The sequence below is a fragment of the Anaerotruncus sp. AF02-27 genome, from assembly GCF_003465835.1.
Classification (GTDB): domain Bacteria; phylum Bacillota; class Clostridia; order Oscillospirales; family Ruminococcaceae; genus Anaerotruncus; species Anaerotruncus rubiinfantis.
Genome location: NZ_QSBX01000013.1, coordinates 73155 through 89521, shown reverse-complemented (window position 1 = coordinate 89521; position 16367 = coordinate 73155). Strand labels below are relative to the sequence as shown.

15 protein-coding genes and 1 riboswitch are annotated in these 16367 nt (G+C 56.0%); of the genes, 11 read left to right on the top strand and 4 right to left on the bottom strand.

Translation table 11 applies throughout. From position 1 onward, the window contains the following. Positions 1–101: 101 nt before the first annotated feature. A riboswitch (TPP riboswitch) is annotated at positions 102–212 on the top strand. 62 nt (positions 213–274) lie between these two features. Next, positions 275–841 (top strand): energy-coupled thiamine transporter ThiT, encoded by a 567-nt coding sequence (gene thiT, locus DWV16_RS11465; RefSeq protein WP_066454106.1) that lies wholly within the window; start codon positions 275–277, stop codon positions 839–841. Between the two features lie 106 nt (positions 842–947). Here the strand turns inward: thiT and DWV16_RS11460 are convergent, their stop codons facing one another. After that, complete coding sequence (locus DWV16_RS11460) at positions 948–1289, bottom strand: helix-turn-helix domain-containing protein (RefSeq protein WP_066454110.1); 342 nt, start codon at positions 1287–1289, stop codon at positions 948–950. Positions 1290–1505: 216 nt separating this feature from the next. On the opposite strand from DWV16_RS11460, the gene DWV16_RS11455 reads away from it, so the two are divergent. The 3 genes from DWV16_RS11455 (at position 1506) to DWV16_RS11445 (ending at position 2337) form a co-directional block, all read left to right on the top strand. Then, positions 1506–1730, top strand: a complete 225-nt coding sequence (locus DWV16_RS11455; RefSeq protein WP_066454116.1) for a hypothetical protein — start codon at positions 1506–1508, stop codon at positions 1728–1730. Positions 1731–1832: 102 nt separating this feature from the next. Next, positions 1833–2084 carry a helix-turn-helix domain-containing protein gene (locus DWV16_RS11450; protein WP_066454126.1) on the top strand — a complete coding sequence of 84 codons (252 nt, stop codon included), beginning with the start codon at positions 1833–1835 and terminating at the stop codon, positions 2082–2084. 4 nt (positions 2085–2088) lie between these two features. Next, positions 2089–2337 (top strand): helix-turn-helix domain-containing protein, encoded by a 249-nt coding sequence (locus DWV16_RS11445; protein ID WP_066454129.1) that lies wholly within the window; start codon positions 2089–2091, stop codon positions 2335–2337. Positions 2338–2378: 41 nt separating this feature from the next. Here the strand turns inward: DWV16_RS11445 and DWV16_RS11440 are convergent, their stop codons facing one another. The 3 genes from DWV16_RS11440 to DWV16_RS11430 all read right to left on the bottom strand — a co-directional run bounded on the left by DWV16_RS11440 (position 2379) and on the right by DWV16_RS11430 (position 5245). Then, a complete protein-coding gene (locus tag DWV16_RS11440) occupies positions 2379–3770 on the bottom strand; it encodes an oligosaccharide flippase family protein (RefSeq protein ID WP_066454132.1) in 1392 nt (463 codons plus the stop codon). 24 nt (positions 3771–3794) lie between these two features. Continuing rightward, positions 3795–4295 (bottom strand): small multi-drug export protein, encoded by a 501-nt coding sequence (locus DWV16_RS11435; protein WP_079988045.1) that lies wholly within the window; start codon positions 4293–4295, stop codon positions 3795–3797. 146 nt (positions 4296–4441) lie between these two features. Next, a complete protein-coding gene (locus tag DWV16_RS11430) occupies positions 4442–5245 on the bottom strand; it encodes an amidohydrolase family protein (protein WP_118479344.1) in 804 nt (267 codons plus the stop codon). A gap of 178 nt (positions 5246–5423) precedes the next feature. Between DWV16_RS11430 and DWV16_RS11425 the strand changes: the two genes are divergently transcribed. The 7 genes from DWV16_RS11425 to DWV16_RS11395 all read left to right on the top strand — a co-directional run bounded on the left by DWV16_RS11425 (position 5424) and on the right by DWV16_RS11395 (position 16164). Then, complete coding sequence (locus DWV16_RS11425) at positions 5424–7994, top strand: heavy metal translocating P-type ATPase (RefSeq protein ID WP_066454140.1); 2571 nt, start codon at positions 5424–5426, stop codon at positions 7992–7994. Positions 7995–8003: 9 nt separating this feature from the next. Beyond that, positions 8004–8267, top strand: a complete 264-nt coding sequence (locus DWV16_RS11420) for a metal-sensing transcriptional repressor (protein ID WP_066454144.1) — start codon at positions 8004–8006, stop codon at positions 8265–8267. A 347-nt stretch (positions 8268–8614) separates the two neighbouring features. Then, positions 8615–9142, top strand: coding sequence for an NAD(P)H-dependent oxidoreductase subunit E (locus DWV16_RS11415; RefSeq protein ID WP_118479342.1), 528 nt, complete (start codon positions 8615–8617; stop codon positions 9140–9142). Continuing rightward, complete coding sequence (gene nuoF, locus DWV16_RS11410) at positions 9129–12227, top strand: NADH-quinone oxidoreductase subunit NuoF (protein WP_118479340.1); 3099 nt, start codon at positions 9129–9131, stop codon at positions 12225–12227. Before DWV16_RS11415 ends, nuoF begins: the two co-directional genes overlap by 14 nt. Positions 12228–12232: 5 nt before the next feature. Next, the gene (locus tag DWV16_RS11405; protein WP_118479338.1) at positions 12233–14014 is read left to right on the top strand and encodes an NADH-dependent [FeFe] hydrogenase, group A6; all 1782 of its coding nucleotides are present in this window, start codon (positions 12233–12235) and stop codon (positions 14012–14014) included. Between the two features lie 343 nt (positions 14015–14357). After that, positions 14358–15152, top strand: coding sequence for a ZIP family metal transporter (locus DWV16_RS11400; RefSeq protein WP_066454154.1), 795 nt, complete (start codon positions 14358–14360; stop codon positions 15150–15152). A gap of 334 nt (positions 15153–15486) precedes the next feature. Further along, positions 15487–16164, top strand: coding sequence for a YoaK family protein (locus tag DWV16_RS11395; protein WP_066454156.1), 678 nt, complete (start codon positions 15487–15489; stop codon positions 16162–16164). Positions 16165–16367: the final 203 nt, after the last annotated feature.

Below are 16367 nucleotides of genomic sequence, written 5' to 3'. Positions count from 1 at the left end.
TTAATTCTTGCCAATGGGGGATAGGGGTGTCCCAAAAGTACCGATACCGCCTCTTTACAAATGTCCGCCAATCGCTTATAATAGGACGCAGAAACAGAAAAACGCCATAATTGGGGTGCTGGCGGATGCCGGCTGAGAGCGCACATGGACCTGTGCGTAACCCGCGACCTGATCTGGGTAATGCCAGCGTAGGAAGATAGAGAACTCTTTTACGCCGCAGGGATTATCTGTGGCGTTTTTTGTTTAGAAAAACAAAAAAAGGAGTCGAAAATCCATGAACACAACCGTACGCAAACTCACCCACAGCGCGTTGATGATCGCTCTGGCGCTGATCCTGTCGATGTTCAAGCTGTTCCATATGCCGTTCGGCGGATCGGTCACAATCGCCAGCATGGCGCCAATTATCATTATATCGCTGATGTACGACACCAAATGGGCCCTGTTTACCTCGTTTGCCTATTCGCTGGTGCAGATGGTGGAGGGTTTTTATCCGCCGCCGGTTCAGAATTTCTGGAATTACCTCGCAGTGGTCCTGCTCGACTATGTGATCGCGTTCGGGGTTTTGGGGCTTGCCGGTGCGATTGCCCGCCGTTTTTCAAATAAGCAGGCGGGGGCGGCCGCTGCAACGATTGCGGTCATTGGGATGCGCTTTTTTTGCAGTTTCCTGTCGGGGATTCTCATTTGGACTGAATACGCGCCGGAGGGCATGCCGGTGTGGCTTTATTCGCTGAGCTATAATGGGATGATCATGGTCGGGGAGATGGTGGTGACAGTGATTGCGGTATGCGTAATCGTCCGCTATGTAAATCTGCAAAAACTGGCCGGCGCTTCAGCCGCCTGAGCCCCAAAGTAAAAACAGCGGGCAGATATTTCTGCCCGCTGTTTTTTTGCGTATCGGCCTTTGTCTGGCGCATGAAATAAAAATAGCCGCTTTTGCGGCTATTTTTTTATTCTTTCAGGAACGGGAGTGCATTCTGGATGATCCGCAGGATGGCAAGCGCCTGGTTATCTGTGCAGTCCTGCAGCAGCTCATCGATCTCAGAAAGATACTCTTTTTTTTGTATTCGGCTTTTTTTGTTACTGACAGCAATGATGTCGTTGGCTGTTACCCCAAAAAATTCGATGATTTGAATTGTTTTCGTCAAACCCAGTTGTCGTTCCCCGCGTTCGCACTGCCCAAGATAGGCGCTGTCCAGATCGACGGCTTCTGCGAGCTGTTCCCGCGTCATCTTTTTGAGCGTGCGGTACTTGCGAATGTTGCTGCCAATGATCTTCGACATATTCTCCATGGGTCCATCTCCTGAAGGCTTGATAGGGTTCTACCTCTATTTTATGGTAATGTATGGAATTCTTACAGGGGCAAAAAACTAAAATAGGATTAGCCTAAACCAAAATTAGTATGCAGCTGGGAAACCGCGCTTATACGTCCGGCATATCATAAAAAGACGGGCGCTGAAAAACAGCGTCTGTTAAAGATTCCAACATTTCCCATAGGGGGATGAGAAATGCGAAGTGAACTGCTGGAGATGATCCAACGGGAAAACGCGGATTTTCTTTCCAACCTGAAGCGGGAACCGTTCCGAAAAAGGGTATTGGAGCAGCTGTACCACAGCGATCTGCAACGGTACGGCCTGGCGGAATGGGAGTATGCGCTTTCCTATTTGACAGATGAACCGTTGTCTTTCACAGGTTACCCGGAAATCCGGGAATTTCTGCACAATTATCAATAAAATATGCGAATATCGGAGTAAATTTATTTTACTCCGATATTCGCATTATTTCTACTGTGTTTCTGCATAAAATTTGAGTATCAAATTTTATGAGGGATGCGAATGAAGCCGCGTAAAAATCCACTTGGAGATAAAAATATTGTGGGTAAACGGGTGGTTGCCATCCGAAAGCAGAGAGATATCAAGCAGAAAGAGCTGCTTGCGTGGTTGCAGACAATGGGAATGGATATCAGTGGGACAAGCCTCTCTCGCCTGGAAGGGCAGCAACGGCTTGTGCAGGATTACGAGGTGGTAATCCTCGCAAAAGCGCTTAACGTGACCGTAACATATTTGCTCGGAGTGGACAAGGACTGAGCCGATGAATAAAGTACAGTATTATGGGGACAAAAATATTGTCCACCGGAGAATAAAAGAAACGCGCACCGCGGGAAAAATCTCTCAGGAAGAGCTGGCCGCTCGTATGCAGTCGCTGAATGTGAACATGGATCAGCAGATGATCAGCAAAATTGAAAAGAACAACCGTATTGTAACCGACTATGAGGTCGTCTGCTTTGCGAAAGCTTTGCATGTAACAGTTTTATATCTGCTTGGAATTGAAGAAAAATAAACACCGCCCGCATCGGTTTTCCGACGCGGGCGGCGTTTGTTTTACCGGCGTTTGGCCAGGATCTTCTGGATGTTGATAAGAATCTGTTTAAAGTTAATCAGCAGGACAAACAGGCAGAGCAGCACCTCCGGCAAGACCCAGTTTTCGGTGACGGTGAGCAGCACCCAGGACTGGATGAGCAGCGCGGCCAGATTGAGCGCGACCTTCGGCAGATTCCAGCGGATTTTCACATATTTGTGCGTATCGACCGCGCGCACAATAAACACCACAAAATAACTGAAAAAACAGGCAAATCCGGCCCCATTGACCCCGAAATGCGGGATCAGCAGAAAGCAGAGCGCCACATTGACCGCCGCGCCGATCATGGTTGTGACCATGGTGGCGTTGCTTTTCTTCTCCACCATGTAGATGCTTCCCAGGAAAGTGACAAAACAGGAGAATGAAGTCGCCAGCACCAGAAATGGGATAAAACGCCACGCTTCATAATAGTTTTTCGCCACCAGCAGGGTCATAATGAATTTTGCGAACAGGATGAGCCCCGACGCGGCGGAAAAGATGATCGCCTGGTAGGCTGCGCAGACGTTTGAAAAGAACCGGTCGCGGCCGGGCCCACTTTCGGTGAAGGCGGATAGCTGCCAGGCGTCGGTGAAGATGCCGGAGACAAGATTGATCATGGTCGGGACCTTGTAGGCGGCGGCATAAAGCCCGTTCGCCGCCTTGCCGAGGAAATAGACCACGATATACCGGCCGGAAACGTTGGTGATCCACCAGGAGATGGTGTTCGGAATGAGCGGGATGCAGTAACGAAGCATCGAACGCAGCACCAGCCAGTCAATGCCCTTGAAACGGATGTAATGGTGCAGGCGGGCGGCTGTGAACAGAAAGACCGCCGACAACAGGTCGGACAGGATGGTCGCCAGCACATAGCCGGTGATTCCGAGCTTAAAGACAACCAGCAGCAGGACGTTGAACACGATGACCATGATCGTGCTGAGCACCCCGTCGAACGCATAGAGCCGGACATATTCCTTCGCGCGCACGAACTGCGAACAGAGCGAGCGCAGACAGGAGGTGAGCACATAGAGGTAGATGAGATGGGTGTGCTCCTGCATGTTGGGCAATTTCCCGATGAACGGCCCAAGCAGGAAGAAGATCAGGTATCCAACGCCGAGCACGATGATCCCGCCTGAAAAGACGTCCCGCTTGTCCACCGCGCGGTCCAGGCCGAACCGGATGATGGCGGTGGAGATGCCAACCGAAACGAGCGGGATGATGAGGTTGGCAGTGTCTACAATGAGGTTGACCACGCCGTAATCCTCGGGCGTAAGCACCCGGGTATACAGCGGCATCAACAGAAAAACGAGCACCTTGGAGCTGAAGGTGCCGACCGCGAATATAAAGGTGTTGGAGATCAGCTTTTTATACTTATCCAATACACCGGCACCTCCGTTTTGATGTTAGAACAGGCTGATGAACTGCAAAAGGCCATAGGAGGCCACTGTCATGATCACCCCGGCGATCAGCACGCCCGCCGCGATCGAAAGGATGGCGGGCTTCATCCGCATACCGAGCAGGGCCGCAATCGCCGCGCCTGACCAGGCCCCGGTGCCGGGCAGCGGCACGCCCACAAACAGACAGAGCCCGATCGCTTCGTAGCGGGTGACCTTGTCCGCTTTTTGCAGGAGCTTTTGCTCATACCAATTGGTGACGCCGGAAAGCAGTTTTGTCGATTTGAGCCACTTGAAAAGCGGCCTGCCGAACCAGACGATGAACGGGACGGGCAATAGGTTTCCCGCGATCGAAATGAGAAAGACCAGATGCCAATCCATCCCCATGGCGGCGCCGAGCGGGATGGAACCGCGCAGCTCGATGAGCGGGATCATTGAAACGATAAACAGGGCGGTTTCGCGGCCTGCCACAGAAAAAAAGTCGAAAATCTGCTGCATCAGTTGTTCCATAAGCCCTCCGGATTTGGAAATCATTACATGCCTATTTATTATAGTAAAATTATGCGCATATTACAATCGAATCATGTAAACTTTTTGCCAATCCATAAAAAGGCCGCCGGCACCGGTCCGGCGGCAGCTTATGTAATGTTGCGGCTTCAGCCGGGAAGATGCAGGAGCGCGCGGGCATTCTGATAGAGGATTTTGTCCTTCTCCTGCCGGGAGAGGGTCGTCGCCTCCAGAAAAGCTTTTTCCGCGGGCACCGTGTTCCACGGGCAATCGGTCCCGAACAGCACCCGGTCGGCGCCATGGTTGCGGATCAGGCGTTCGTACTGCGCAGGGCCGCAGTAGACAGAACTCATCGCGGTGTCGAGATAAACATTCGGCAGGCCGCAAAGATGTTCTTCCGCCTCCTGATAGAGCATCAGCCCGCCCATGTGCGCTGCAATGATTGTGAGATTGGGGAAGGAACGCGCCACAAAGGCGATGTCCTCCGGCGGGGAATAGACGACCTTCGGTTCTACAGGGTCCCATCCAGCGTGCATCGTGATCGGCAGGCCGGCTTCGGCGGCCGCCTCGTAGAGCGGAAAATATTTCTCCTCTCGGATGAAGCAATGCTGATAGGCTGGATGCAGCTTGATCCCATAGAGGCCGAGCTCCTTGATCTGCCAGACGGCTTCGACGGCATTTTCCGAATCCGGGAAAACAGTGCCGAAGCAGAGGAGCTTTGGATGCTCCTCCTGGATTTGTTTGGCAAAGCGGTTGATGGTGCCTTCCTGGCCGGGCCGGGTCGCGATATGCAGCACCACGCCGTAATCGGTACCCCATTCGTCAAATTTTTGCAGAGTCCCCGCGACCGTGCCGTCGGTGTGGTATGCGCACTGTGCGATGGCGGAGAGTTTCTGGAGGGTGCGTGCGGCGAGCGCATCGGGGAATATATGGGTATGGAAATCGATCAGCATGTGATAGCCTCCAAATAAATGATGGAAAATTTGGGGATATTATACTGAAACTTATTATACAGCAACGATTTACTGTTGTAAAGAAAAACCGCACGAATTTCCGCTTGACAAATAGACGGAATGAGTATACAATGAAATCAAACCACCCACACCCCCTGGGGGTATATAGGAGGCAATTATGAAACAGAAATTTGACGTCACAGGCATGACCTGTTCCGCTTGCTCGGCGCACGTGGAGAAGGCGGTCGCCAAGGTTCCGGGCGTAAAAAACGTGCAGGTGAATCTGCTCTCAAACAACATGGCGGTGGAATACGACGAAACCGCGACCGGCACAGAGGCGATTATCCGCGCTGTGGAGGAGGCGGGCTATGGAGCTTCGGTGCACGCCCCTGCGGCAGGACCGGCCACCGCGGGCGCGCCGCCCGCGCCCATGTCCGACGGCCTGATGGCGGGCGAGATTGCGAACATGAAACGGCGGCTGGTGGTTTCGTTTGCCTTTTTGATCCCGCTTTTCTATATCTCGATGGGACATATGATGGGTATGCCGCTGCCGGGTTTCCTGCACGGCAATGCAAATGCGATGACCTTTGCGTTCACCCAGTTCCTGCTGGCGCTGCCGATCGTTTACGTCAACCGCAAATATTACCAGGTCGGCTTCAAGACACTCTTCAAAGCAGCTCCAAACATGGATTCGCTCATTGCGATCGGTTCGGCCGCGGCGATGATCTACGGCGTATTTGCCATCTACATGATCGGCTGGGGACTCGGGCACGGGGAAATGGCGGTGGTGGAGCAATACACGATGGACCTCTATTTTGAGTCAGCCGGGATGATTCTCACGCTGATTACGCTGGGCAAATTCCTGGAGACCCGTTCAAAGGGCAAGACGAGCGAAGCGATCACCAAACTGATGGATCTTGCGCCGAAGGTGGCGCTTGTGGAACGTGACGGCGCGGAGATGGAAATCCCGGTCGAACAGGTCGCGGTGGGTGATCTTGTGATCGTCAAGCCCGGACAGAGTGTGCCGGTGGACGGCGAGATCGTCGAGGGCGGCTCGTCGGTGGATGAATCCGCCCTGACCGGCGAGAGTATCCCGGTCGAAAAACATCCGGGTGACACGCTTATCGCGGCTACCATCAATAAATCCGGCTGGTTAAAATTCCGCGCAACCAAGGTCGGAAACGACACCACTCTTGCGCAGATTATCCAGCTGGTCGAGGACGCTTCCAACTCGAAAGCGCCGATCGCAAAGCTCGCTGACAAGGTGAGCGGCGTATTTGTGCCGGTTGTCATCTGTATTGCGATCCTTTCCACGGTGGTGTGGCTGATGCTGGGACAGAATTTTGAATTCGCACTGTCGATCGGTATTGCGGTGCTGGTCATCTCCTGTCCGTGTGCGCTTGGGCTCGCGACGCCGGTCGCGATTATGGTTGGAACTGGCAAGGGCGCGGAAAATGGCATCCTGATCAAATCGGCCGAATCGCTGGAAACCGCGCATACGATCGACACGGTGGTGCTCGATAAAACCGGCACCATCACCGAGGGCAAGCCCCGCGTGACCGATATTTTTACGGCGGACGGCATGGATGAAGAACGTCTGGTTGCGATCGCGGCGGCGGTTGAAAAGCCGTCCGAGCATCCGCTGGCTGAAGCGATCATGGCCGAGGCGGCAGCGCGCGGGCTGGATATCGCGCCGGTGCGGGAATTTTCCGCGCTTGTCGGACAGGGCGTGCAGGCGGAATTTGAAGGAAAAATCTACTATGCGGGCAACCTTAAGCTGCTCGCTGAGAAAAAAATCCCGCTTGGCGGTTTCGAAAAGACTGGTGCGTCGCTTGCAGAAGCAGGTAAGACGCCGCTCTATTTTGCGGATGAGAACCGGGTGATTGGTGTGATCGCCGTGGCGGACGTGATCAAGCCGACCAGCCGGGAAGCGGTTGCTCGGCTGCGCGAAATGGGAATTGACGTGGTTATGCTGACCGGTGACAACCGCCGCACCGCCGAAGCCATCCGCAAACAGATGGGGATCGGCCGGGTGGTGGCCGAGGTATTGCCGCAGGATAAGGAACGGGAGGTTTCCGCCCTGCAGCAAGCCGGAAAAAAGGTCGCGATGGTGGGTGACGGCATCAACGACGCGCCTGCCCTGACCCGCGCGGATGTGGGCATTGCGATTGGCGCGGGCACCGACGTTGCAATTGAATCGGCCGACATTGTGTTGATGAAGAGCGACCTGCTCGACGCGGTTTCGGCGATCGAACTTTCTCGCGCGGTTATCCGCAACATCAAACAGAACCTGTTCTGGGCGTTCTTTTACAATTCCATTGGCATCCCGCTGGCAGCGGGCGTATTCTTCTCGGTGCTTGGCTGGAGGCTCAATCCAATGTTCGCGGCTGCGGCCATGAGCCTGAGCTCGGTCTGCGTCGTATCGAACGCTCTGCGGCTAAAATTGTTTAAACCGCGCCGCGGCGCGTTGGCGGAGATTTCCGTCCCCATAGAAACCGAATCCAAAATCGTAAAAACAGAAACGAAAGAGGTTGTGAAAACAATGAAAAAAACCATGAAAATCGAAGGCATGATGTGCGCGCATTGTTCCGGCCGTGTGGAGAAGGCGCTCTGCGCGCTGGATGGTGTGACCGCCAAAGTGGATCTGGAAGCCAAGACAGCCATGATCGAAACCGAAGGCAGGGTGGACGACGACGCGCTCAAAGCGGCGGTGGCCGACGCGGGCTACGAAGTCGTCTCGCTCGACTGAGGCCGCGTTATGAAGGCGGATAAACAGAAAGTTACCCGGCTGCTCCGCACCGCGCGCGGGCAGATTGACGGCGTGCTCAAGATGATTGAGGAGGATCGGTACTGTATTGACATCTCCAACCAGATCATGGCGGCCGAGTCGGTGCTCTCCCGCGCGAACAAGGAGGTGCTGCGCGCCCATATGGAAGGATGTGTGGCAGACGCGTTTGAGGCGGGTGACGCACAGGAGAAGCTTGATGAAGTGATGGATCTGCTCGATAAATTAATAAAATAACAAAATAAAAAAGTTCCGCCCCGGAATTCCGGGGCGGAACTTTTTTTGTTCTGCTGCTTCATTTTGCGAAAAAGATGCAAAAATGGAGGGAGCGATTGGAAAATGAAAGATAAAAAATTATCATTTGTTGACTTTTTCATTCCCGGATGGTAGGCTATAAGCAACAAGAAAAATCCTTTTAAAATGAATGGATGCTGTTAAAAATCAATCAAAATATTGGGTATTTGTCAAAAAAATATCCATAATGTGAATTTATAGACAATCTAAATTGCATTTTATGAGAAGATGTCTATTTGCGAAGCGAATTCAATATGATAAAATATTATCGAAACAAGGAGGCTTCACCTATGGAACAGGCAACCAAATGCACATGCTGCTGCTCCGACGATCCTGGGGAGCTACTCGGACGGATCGCCCGACTGGCCGCCGAATACAAGGGCAGAGAGGGCTCGCTCATCCAGGTATTGCATCTTGCACAGGGAATTTATGGATACCTTCCGCTTGAGGTGCAGAAGGTGGTGGCGGACGGACTTGCCCTGCCGCTTTCGGAGGTTTCGGGCGTCGTGAGCTTCTATTCCTTCTTTTCGACTCAGCCGCGCGGTGAGCATACCATCCGCGTCTGTCTTGGAACCGCCTGCTATGTGCGCGGCGGCAAGAAGATTGTCGAACGTCTGGAAAAGCTGCTCGACGTGGGGGTGGGCGACACGACCGCCGATGGCAGATTCACCTTCGAAGTCGCGCGCTGCATCGGCGCCTGTGGGCTTGCCCCGGCCATGTCGATCGATGATGTGGTCTATAAACAGGTGAACCCGGATAAGCTCGAAGAGATCCTGAAACGCTATTACAAGGAGGACGAGGACGATGAGCCCATTTAAAGCGGCCTGCCCCCAGGACCTTTCACAAATCAAGGCGGATTATCTCGCTGCCGAAAAGCAGTGGGAATACCGCGTGCTCGTCTGCGGCGGAGCGGGCTGCATCTCCTCCGACTGCGCGGCGGTGCAGAAAGCGCTGGAAAACGCGCTTTCCGCGCATGGACTGGCCAAACGCGTACATACCGTTGTCACCGGCTGCATGGGAACCTGCGCCGTCGGACCGGTATTGCTTGTGGAGCCCGGCAACATTTTTTATGTAAAGATGGACCCGGAAAAGGTGGAAGAGGTTGTTGCCCGTCATCTCATGGGCGGCGAAATTTTGGAGGAATACACCTTTTTTGACCGCGCGCAGAATAAACGTGTCCCCAGGCTTGACGAAATTGGTTTCTTCAAAGACCAGGTCCGCATCGCGCTGCGCAACTGCGGCCGGATGGAATACGCTTCTCTTCCCGCCTACATCGCGCGAGACGGATACTTTGCGCTGGCCAGGGCGCTCACGATGACCGACGCCGAGGTCGTTGCGGAAATGAAGGGCTCCGGGCTGCGCGGACGCGGCGGCGCGGGCTTCCCGGTTGGGATCAAATGGGAAGCTGGAATGAAAGCCCCGAAAGGACAAAAATACATCGTCTGCAATGCCGACGAAGGCGATCCGGGCGCGTTTATGGACCGGTCGCTGCTGGAAGGCGACCCCCACGGCATCATCGAGGGCATGCTGATCGGCGGCTATGCCATCGGCGCGGATAAGGGATTTGTCTATGTCCGCGCGGAATACCCGATCGCGGTCGAACGGCTCTCGAACGCGATCGGGCAGGCGCGGGAAGCCGGGCTGCTCGGGAAAAATATCCTCGGCAGCGGCTTCTCATTCGACCTAGAAATCCGTATCGGCGCGGGCGCGTTCGTCTGCGGGGAGGAGACCTCGCTGCTCGCCTCGATTGAAGGCCGGCGCGGCGAGCCGCGTCAGAAACCGCCGTTCCCGTTCGAAAGCGGCCTGTTCGAGAAGCCCACCATCATCAACAACGTCGAAACGCTCGCGAACGTCGCGCCGATCATTCTGAACGGCGCGGCATGGTACCGCCGGTTCGGTACCGAAAAGAGCGCGGGTACCAAGGTGTTCGCGCTCGCGGGCGACATCGAGACCGCCGGCATCATTGAGGTGCCGATGGGCATCCCGCTCGGAGACATCATCTATAAAATCGGCGGCGGCATCCGGGGCGGCAAACGCTTTAAGGCGATCCAGTCGGGCGGGCCGTCCGGCGGCTGCCTCACCCGGGCGCATTTGAACACTCCGGTCGATTATGAGTCGCTCTCCGCGCTCGGCGCGATCATGGGGTCCGGCGGGCTGGTGGTCATGAATGAGGACACCTGCATGGTCGATACCGCGCGGTACTTCCTCGATTTCATCAAGGACGAATCCTGCGGCAAATGTTTGCCCTGCCGCACCGGCACCAAGCGGATGCTCGAAATCCTCGAACGGATCACCGAGGGCAACGGCAGAGACGGCGATATTGAGATGCTCGAGGAGCTCGCGGGCGCCTTAAAAGAGACCGCCATGTGCGGCCTTGGGCAGACTGCCTCGAACCCGGTGCTCAGCACGATCAAATATTTCCGTGAGGAATACGAGACCCATATCCATGACAGGCACTGCGCCGCGGGCGTCTGCGCGGAGCTGCAGACCGCGCCCTGCCGCAACGCCTGCCCCGCGAACGTCTATATCCCCGGCTACATGGCGCTGGTCGCAGCCGGCAGGCTGACCGACGCCTATCAGCTCATCCGGCAGGAAAACCCCTTCCCCGCGGTCTGCGGGCGTGTCTGCACCCATCCGTGCGAAAATCACTGCCGACGGGCGCAGGTGGACGAACCGCTTGCAATCTGCGGTGTGAAGCGGTTCATCGGGGACTACGCGCTGCGCGACGAATACAATATCCCGCTTGTACAGTCCCGTCCCGCGACCGGCAAGCGGGTCGCGGTGATCGGCGCGGGTCCGTCAGGACTCTCCTGTGCCTATTACCTCGCGCATCTCGGCCACGAAGTAGACGTCTATGAAGCCGAATCGGTCGCGGGCGGCGTACTTTACTGGGGCATCCCGGAATTCCGTCTGCCCAAAGAGGTGCTCGCCAAGGAAATCCGCGCGATTGAAGCGGCTGGGGTGAAGATTCACCTGGATGTCAAGATCGGTCGTGATATCCCGTTTGAAGAGCTGCGGCAGCGGTCGGACGCGGTCTACCTCGCGGTCGGCACCCAAAAGTCGAAATTGCTTGGTATCCCGGGAGAAACGCTCGCCGGTGTGGAAAGCGGGCTTGCGTTCCTGCGCAGGGTCGGGCTCGGCATTGACAAAAGCGTGCCAAAACGGCTGGTTGTCGTGGGCGGCGGCTCAACCGCGATGGATGTGGCACGCAGCGCGGTGCGCCTGGGCGCGCAGGCGGTCACCATCGTCTATCGCCGCACCGAGGAACAGATGCCGGCCGGCGCCGAAGAGGCGCGGGAAGCCCGGGAAGAGGGAATCCGGATCATTCCTCTGGTTTCCCCGTCCGCAATTATCGGGGATGACGACGCGGTCTGCGGCATCCAGTGCGTCCGCCGCGCGCTTGCTGATTATGGCAAAGATGGCCGCCGCCGCTCGGTGGAAGTACCGGGATCGGAATTCGTGATCGACTGCGACGGGGTCATCACCGCCGTCAACCAGGATGTGGACAGCAAATTCTATCAGACGACCGAGGTCAATGTGACTGCTTCGGGCGCGCTCGACATCAACAAATTCACCTCCCAGACCTCGCGCGAAGGGATCTTCGCCGGCGGAGACGCCTCCCCGTGGGGCCAGAATGTGGTCATCCAGGCAATTGCCGACGGCAAACGCGCCGCTTCAAACATCGATAAATATCTGGGCGGTACCGGGGAACTCAACAAGGGCGAATGGATTGACATCCCGGTGATCGAGGACAACGAAGTCACCGAGCCGCATGGCCGGTTCCCATTCCGCGCCGTCCCGCCTGAGGAGCGCTGTGACAGCTTCTGTGAAGTGTCGCGCGGATTCCACAAGCTGGATGCGATGGGAGAAGCACTGCGCTGCCTGCACTGCGAGAGGAGGTAAGAAAGATGATCCATTTGACAATCAACGGAAAAGCCATCGAGGCGCCGGACGGCGTGACAATTCTGGAGGCCGCCCGCCTGTATAACATCGGCATCCCGAGCCTCTGCCATCTGAAAGATATTCATCCCTACGGCTCCTGCCGCATCTGTGTGGTCGAGGTGGAGGGGATGAAAAACCTTGCGGCTTCCTGCATTGTGAAGGCGAAGGAGGGGATGGTGGTCCACACCCATTCCTCCAAAGTGCGCGCGGCGCGCAAGGTGCTCTACGAGCTGCTGCTTTCCGACCATCCCAAGGACTGCCTGAACTGTACCCGCAACCAGAACTGCGAATTGCAGGAGCTCGGCTATACGCTCGGCGTAACCGAATCCCGTCTTTCGGGGGAGATGTCCCCGGCCAAGGTGGACGTTTCCCCGTCCATCACCCGCGATACATCAAAGTGTGTGCTCTGCCGCCGGTGCGTGACCGTCTGCAACCGTATCCAGGAGGTCGGCGCGATAGGCGCCCAGAACCGCGGCTTTGCAACGGTGGTGAGTCCGGCGATGGGGCTGCCACTCGATTCTACCGCCTGCGCCATGTGCGGACAATGCACCGTCGTCTGTCCGACCGGCGCGCTCACCGAAACCGACGGCCTTTCCAAAGTCTGGGCAGCGCTCGAAAACCCTGTGAAGCGGGTCGTCGTGCAGGTCGCGCCCGCCGTGCGCGCCGCGCTGGGCGAGGAATTCGGCCTGCCCGCCGGGACGCTCGTCACCGGGAAAATGGCTTCGGCGCTGCATGAAATCGGTTTTGACGATGTGTTCGACACCGACTTCGCGGCTGACCTGACCATCATCGAGGAGGGCACCGAGCTGCTCGGGCGGCTCAGTGCGGCCCTCACCGGCGGCGAAGCCGCACTGCCGATGCTCACCTCCTGTTCGCCTGGCTGGATCAAGCACATCGAGCATAAATATCCGGCGCAGCTTGGTCATCTTTCCTCCTGCAAAAGCCCGCACACGATGCTCGGCGCGCTGGTCAAAAGCTTCTATGCCGAGAAAATCGGCAGGAAACCCGAGGAAATGTTCGTCGTTTCGGTGATGCCCTGCACCGCCAAGAAATATGAGATCCAACGTCCGGAGATGGGACAAAACGGCATCCCGGATGTGGACGCGGTGCTCACCACCCGGGAGCTTGCCCGGATGATCAAGGCCTCCGGCATCGATTTTTTGAACCTGCCAGAGGGCGGCTTCGACCGGCCGCTCGGCTTGTCGACCGGCGCGGCGGACATCTTCGGCGTGACCGGCGGCGTCATGGAGGCCGCGCTGCGCACCGTCTATGAGTTGGTGACCGGGCGGGAGCTGCCGTTCGACGGGTTACACGTCACTCCGATTGTAGGTCTTGAGCAGGTCAAAACCGCTTCGCTCACCATTGAGGGGGCCTTGCCGGATTTCGCGCATCTGGAGGGCGTGACCGTGCGGATCGCCGTCACAAGCGGCCTTGCGGGCGCGGATATCCTGATGGACCAGATCGCGGCGGGAAAGTCGCCTTACCACTTCGTCGAAGTCATGGGCTGCCCGGGCGGCTGCATCAATGGCGGCGGCCAGCCGCGTCCCAAAGAGGAGGGCTGCCGCGAGAAACGCGCGGCGGCGCTCTACCGCGAGGACGAAGGAAAGCCGATGCGCAAAAGTCACGAAAACCCCGATATCACCGCGCTTTACGAGGAATATCTTGGTGCGGCGAACGGGCATCTGGCCCATGAGCTGCTGCATACCCATTATGTCCCGCGCGGGCTCTATAACCAACTGGTGCGCTGATCTTTCTGGCCCGGGCCTGCTCCACGCGGCCATGCCGCATGCCGCGCACCTGAAATTTGACCCACTTCTCATACTTTCATAGGACACAAACCGCGGGAAGGCCCGGCCGATTGAATCGGCCGGGCCTTCCCGCGCCTTTGAGCCGCGAATCTTTCATATCGGAGTCCGGATTTCGCTTGGCCAGCCGGCGGGCCCCGTTTTGTTCCATAGAGGAGAAAAATATGGATATACTGGTTAGGGGGGCTGCCGGAGTGATTCCCTCTTGACATAATATACAGAAAAGGTATAATTAAAAAGGAATATAACAGGCATAGAAATACCTGTGACAGAAAGGAAGAGAAAGATGTCAGAAGCTGTATTATGGGCCGCGGGAGGAACCGGATTCACCTTCCTGATGACCTCACTGGGCGCGGCGGTGGTGTTCTTTTTCCGCAGCAAGGTGAATATGAGCATCCAGCGGATGTTCTTGGGCTTTGCGGCCGGAGTGATGATTGCGGCTTCGGTCTGGAGCCTGCTGATCCCGGCAATCGAGGAGGCCGAAGCATCCGGGATGGTTGGATGGATTCCCGCCGCGGGTGGTTTTGTGCTGGGAGTTGCCTTTTTGATGGCGATGGACAGCCTGCTTCCTCACTTGCATCCGAACGCGCGCGATCCGGAGGGGATGTCCTCCTCCTGGAAACGCACCACGCTGCTGGTACTGGCGGTCACGCTTCACAATATCCCGGAAGGGATGGCGGTCGGCCTTTCCTTTGCGCTTGCGGCGCAGCACGGCAATGACCCGGCGCTCTATGCGTCGGCGATGGCGCTCGCAATCGGCATCGGCATCCAGAATTTCCCGGAAGGCGCCGCGATTTCCCTGCCGCTGCGGCAGGAAGGGGCCTCATCGGGCCGCGCGTTCCTGTATGGCAGCTTTTCCGGTTTTGTGGAACCGGTCTTTGGTGTTCTGACCGTACTGATCGCGGGCGGAATCCAGCCGCTGATGCCGTGGCTGCTCTCTTTTGCGGCGGGCGCGATGCTTTATGTCGTGGTGGAGGAGCTGATACCGGAAGCGCATCTGGGCGATCACTCAAATGTGGGGACGCTCGGTGTCATGGCAGGATTTTTGATCATGATGATCCTCGATGTGGCGCTTGGGTAATCGGAACGGACGGGGATATTTCAGAAAGCCGCGCGGCTTTCTGTGAAAGATTCCGAAAAAAGGAGGAAGCCCGCAGCCGCTGTTTGCGGACGGCTGCGGGCCTTTGTGGTAGGGAATGGCGTCCCTTGTAGAAAGAGGAGATGGTATACATGTATGAAACCACAGCGGTGTTTCACGTGATTAGCTATAGCTAACCATGCGTTTATATTAGCATCCGCTAACTGAGATGTCAATAGGTTTTAAAAAAATTTCCGGGGATTGCGAAATTTTCAGATTCCGGTATACTGTAAAAGGATTACATCCGGCAAAAAAAGCTGGAAAAGGTGGGACTGGAATGACAGAAAAACAAAACCGGCAGATGTCCGAATCCTTTTTGATTGGGGCGCTGCTGGCGGTGGTCGGCGGCTTTCTGGACGCATACACCTACCTCTTGCGCGGCGGGGTTTTTGCGAATGCTCAAACGGGGAACATCGTGCTTTTGGGATTGAATCTCGCGCAGATGCGCATTGGGAGAGTGTTTTATTACCTTATCCCGATTCTGGCTTTCGCGGGAGGCGTATTGGCGGCAGAGCTGGTGAAACGGCGCTTCCGAGAACATCCCCGGCTGCACTGGCGGCAGATTGTCGTCGCGGTTGAAATCCTGGTACTGGCGGGTGTGGCATTTCTCCCACGGGGGGATCTGGATGTGTTGGCCAATGTTGCGATATCCTTCTTGTGCGCCATGCAGGTGGAGAGTTTTCGAAAGATCAACGGCAGCGCCTATGCAACCACCATGTGCACTGGAAATCTGCGCAGCGCGACCGAACTCATTTACCGGTTTTGTGTGAGCGGGGACCCGCAGGAACGCAAAAAGAGTCTGCAATATTATGGGATCATCCTGTTTTTTATCGCGGGTGCGATTCTCGGCAGCTGGCTTGCGGCGCTTTATGCCGAGCGTTCAGTGCTGTTCTGCTGCGCGTTGCTGTTCACCGGATTCGGTGTGATGTTTATCCGTGGGGAAAGGGAAAGATAGACTGGGCGCCCAATCGGGCGCCCAGTTTTTTGTCCGGAAAAGAATGGCGGATCAAACAAGTGGAATAGCAAAAAACTGGTAATTTTGGCTAAAGCAAAATATAGTTGCCTAGATTTTGTTACGAAAATCAAAAAACAGATTGTTTTTTGATTGACAATTGCCGGTCAAATAGGCTATAACTAAAGCGCACGATAGATTAACGA

Bases quoted from the DNA above. Each gene is read 5' to 3' on its own strand.
- thiT (WP_066454106.1), top strand. From the start codon at position 275: ATGAACACAACCGTACGCAAACTCACCCACAGCGCGTTGATGATCGCT.
- DWV16_RS11460 (WP_066454110.1), bottom strand. From the start codon at position 1,289: ATGGAGAATATGTCGAAGATCATTGGCAGCAACATTCGCAAGTACCGC.
- DWV16_RS11455 (WP_066454116.1), top strand. From the start codon at position 1,506: ATGCGAAGTGAACTGCTGGAGATGATCCAACGGGAAAACGCGGATTTT.
- DWV16_RS11450 (WP_066454126.1), top strand. From the start codon at position 1,833: ATGAAGCCGCGTAAAAATCCACTTGGAGATAAAAATATTGTGGGTAAA.
- DWV16_RS11445 (WP_066454129.1), top strand. From the start codon at position 2,089: ATGAATAAAGTACAGTATTATGGGGACAAAAATATTGTCCACCGGAGA.
- DWV16_RS11435 (WP_079988045.1), bottom strand. From the start codon at position 4,295: ATGGAACAACTGATGCAGCAGATTTTCGACTTTTTTTCTGTGGCAGGC.
- DWV16_RS11430 (WP_118479344.1), bottom strand. From the start codon at position 5,245: ATGCTGATCGATTTCCATACCCATATATTCCCCGATGCGCTCGCCGCA.
- DWV16_RS11425 (WP_066454140.1), top strand. From the start codon at position 5,424: ATGAAACAGAAATTTGACGTCACAGGCATGACCTGTTCCGCTTGCTCG.
- DWV16_RS11420 (WP_066454144.1), top strand. From the start codon at position 8,004: ATGAAGGCGGATAAACAGAAAGTTACCCGGCTGCTCCGCACCGCGCGC.
- DWV16_RS11415 (WP_118479342.1), top strand. From the start codon at position 8,615: ATGGAACAGGCAACCAAATGCACATGCTGCTGCTCCGACGATCCTGGG.
- nuoF (WP_118479340.1), top strand. From the start codon at position 9,129: ATGAGCCCATTTAAAGCGGCCTGCCCCCAGGACCTTTCACAAATCAAG.
- DWV16_RS11405 (WP_118479338.1), top strand. From the start codon at position 12,233: ATGATCCATTTGACAATCAACGGAAAAGCCATCGAGGCGCCGGACGGC.
- DWV16_RS11400 (WP_066454154.1), top strand. From the start codon at position 14,358: ATGTCAGAAGCTGTATTATGGGCCGCGGGAGGAACCGGATTCACCTTC.
- DWV16_RS11395 (WP_066454156.1), top strand. From the start codon at position 15,487: ATGACAGAAAAACAAAACCGGCAGATGTCCGAATCCTTTTTGATTGGG.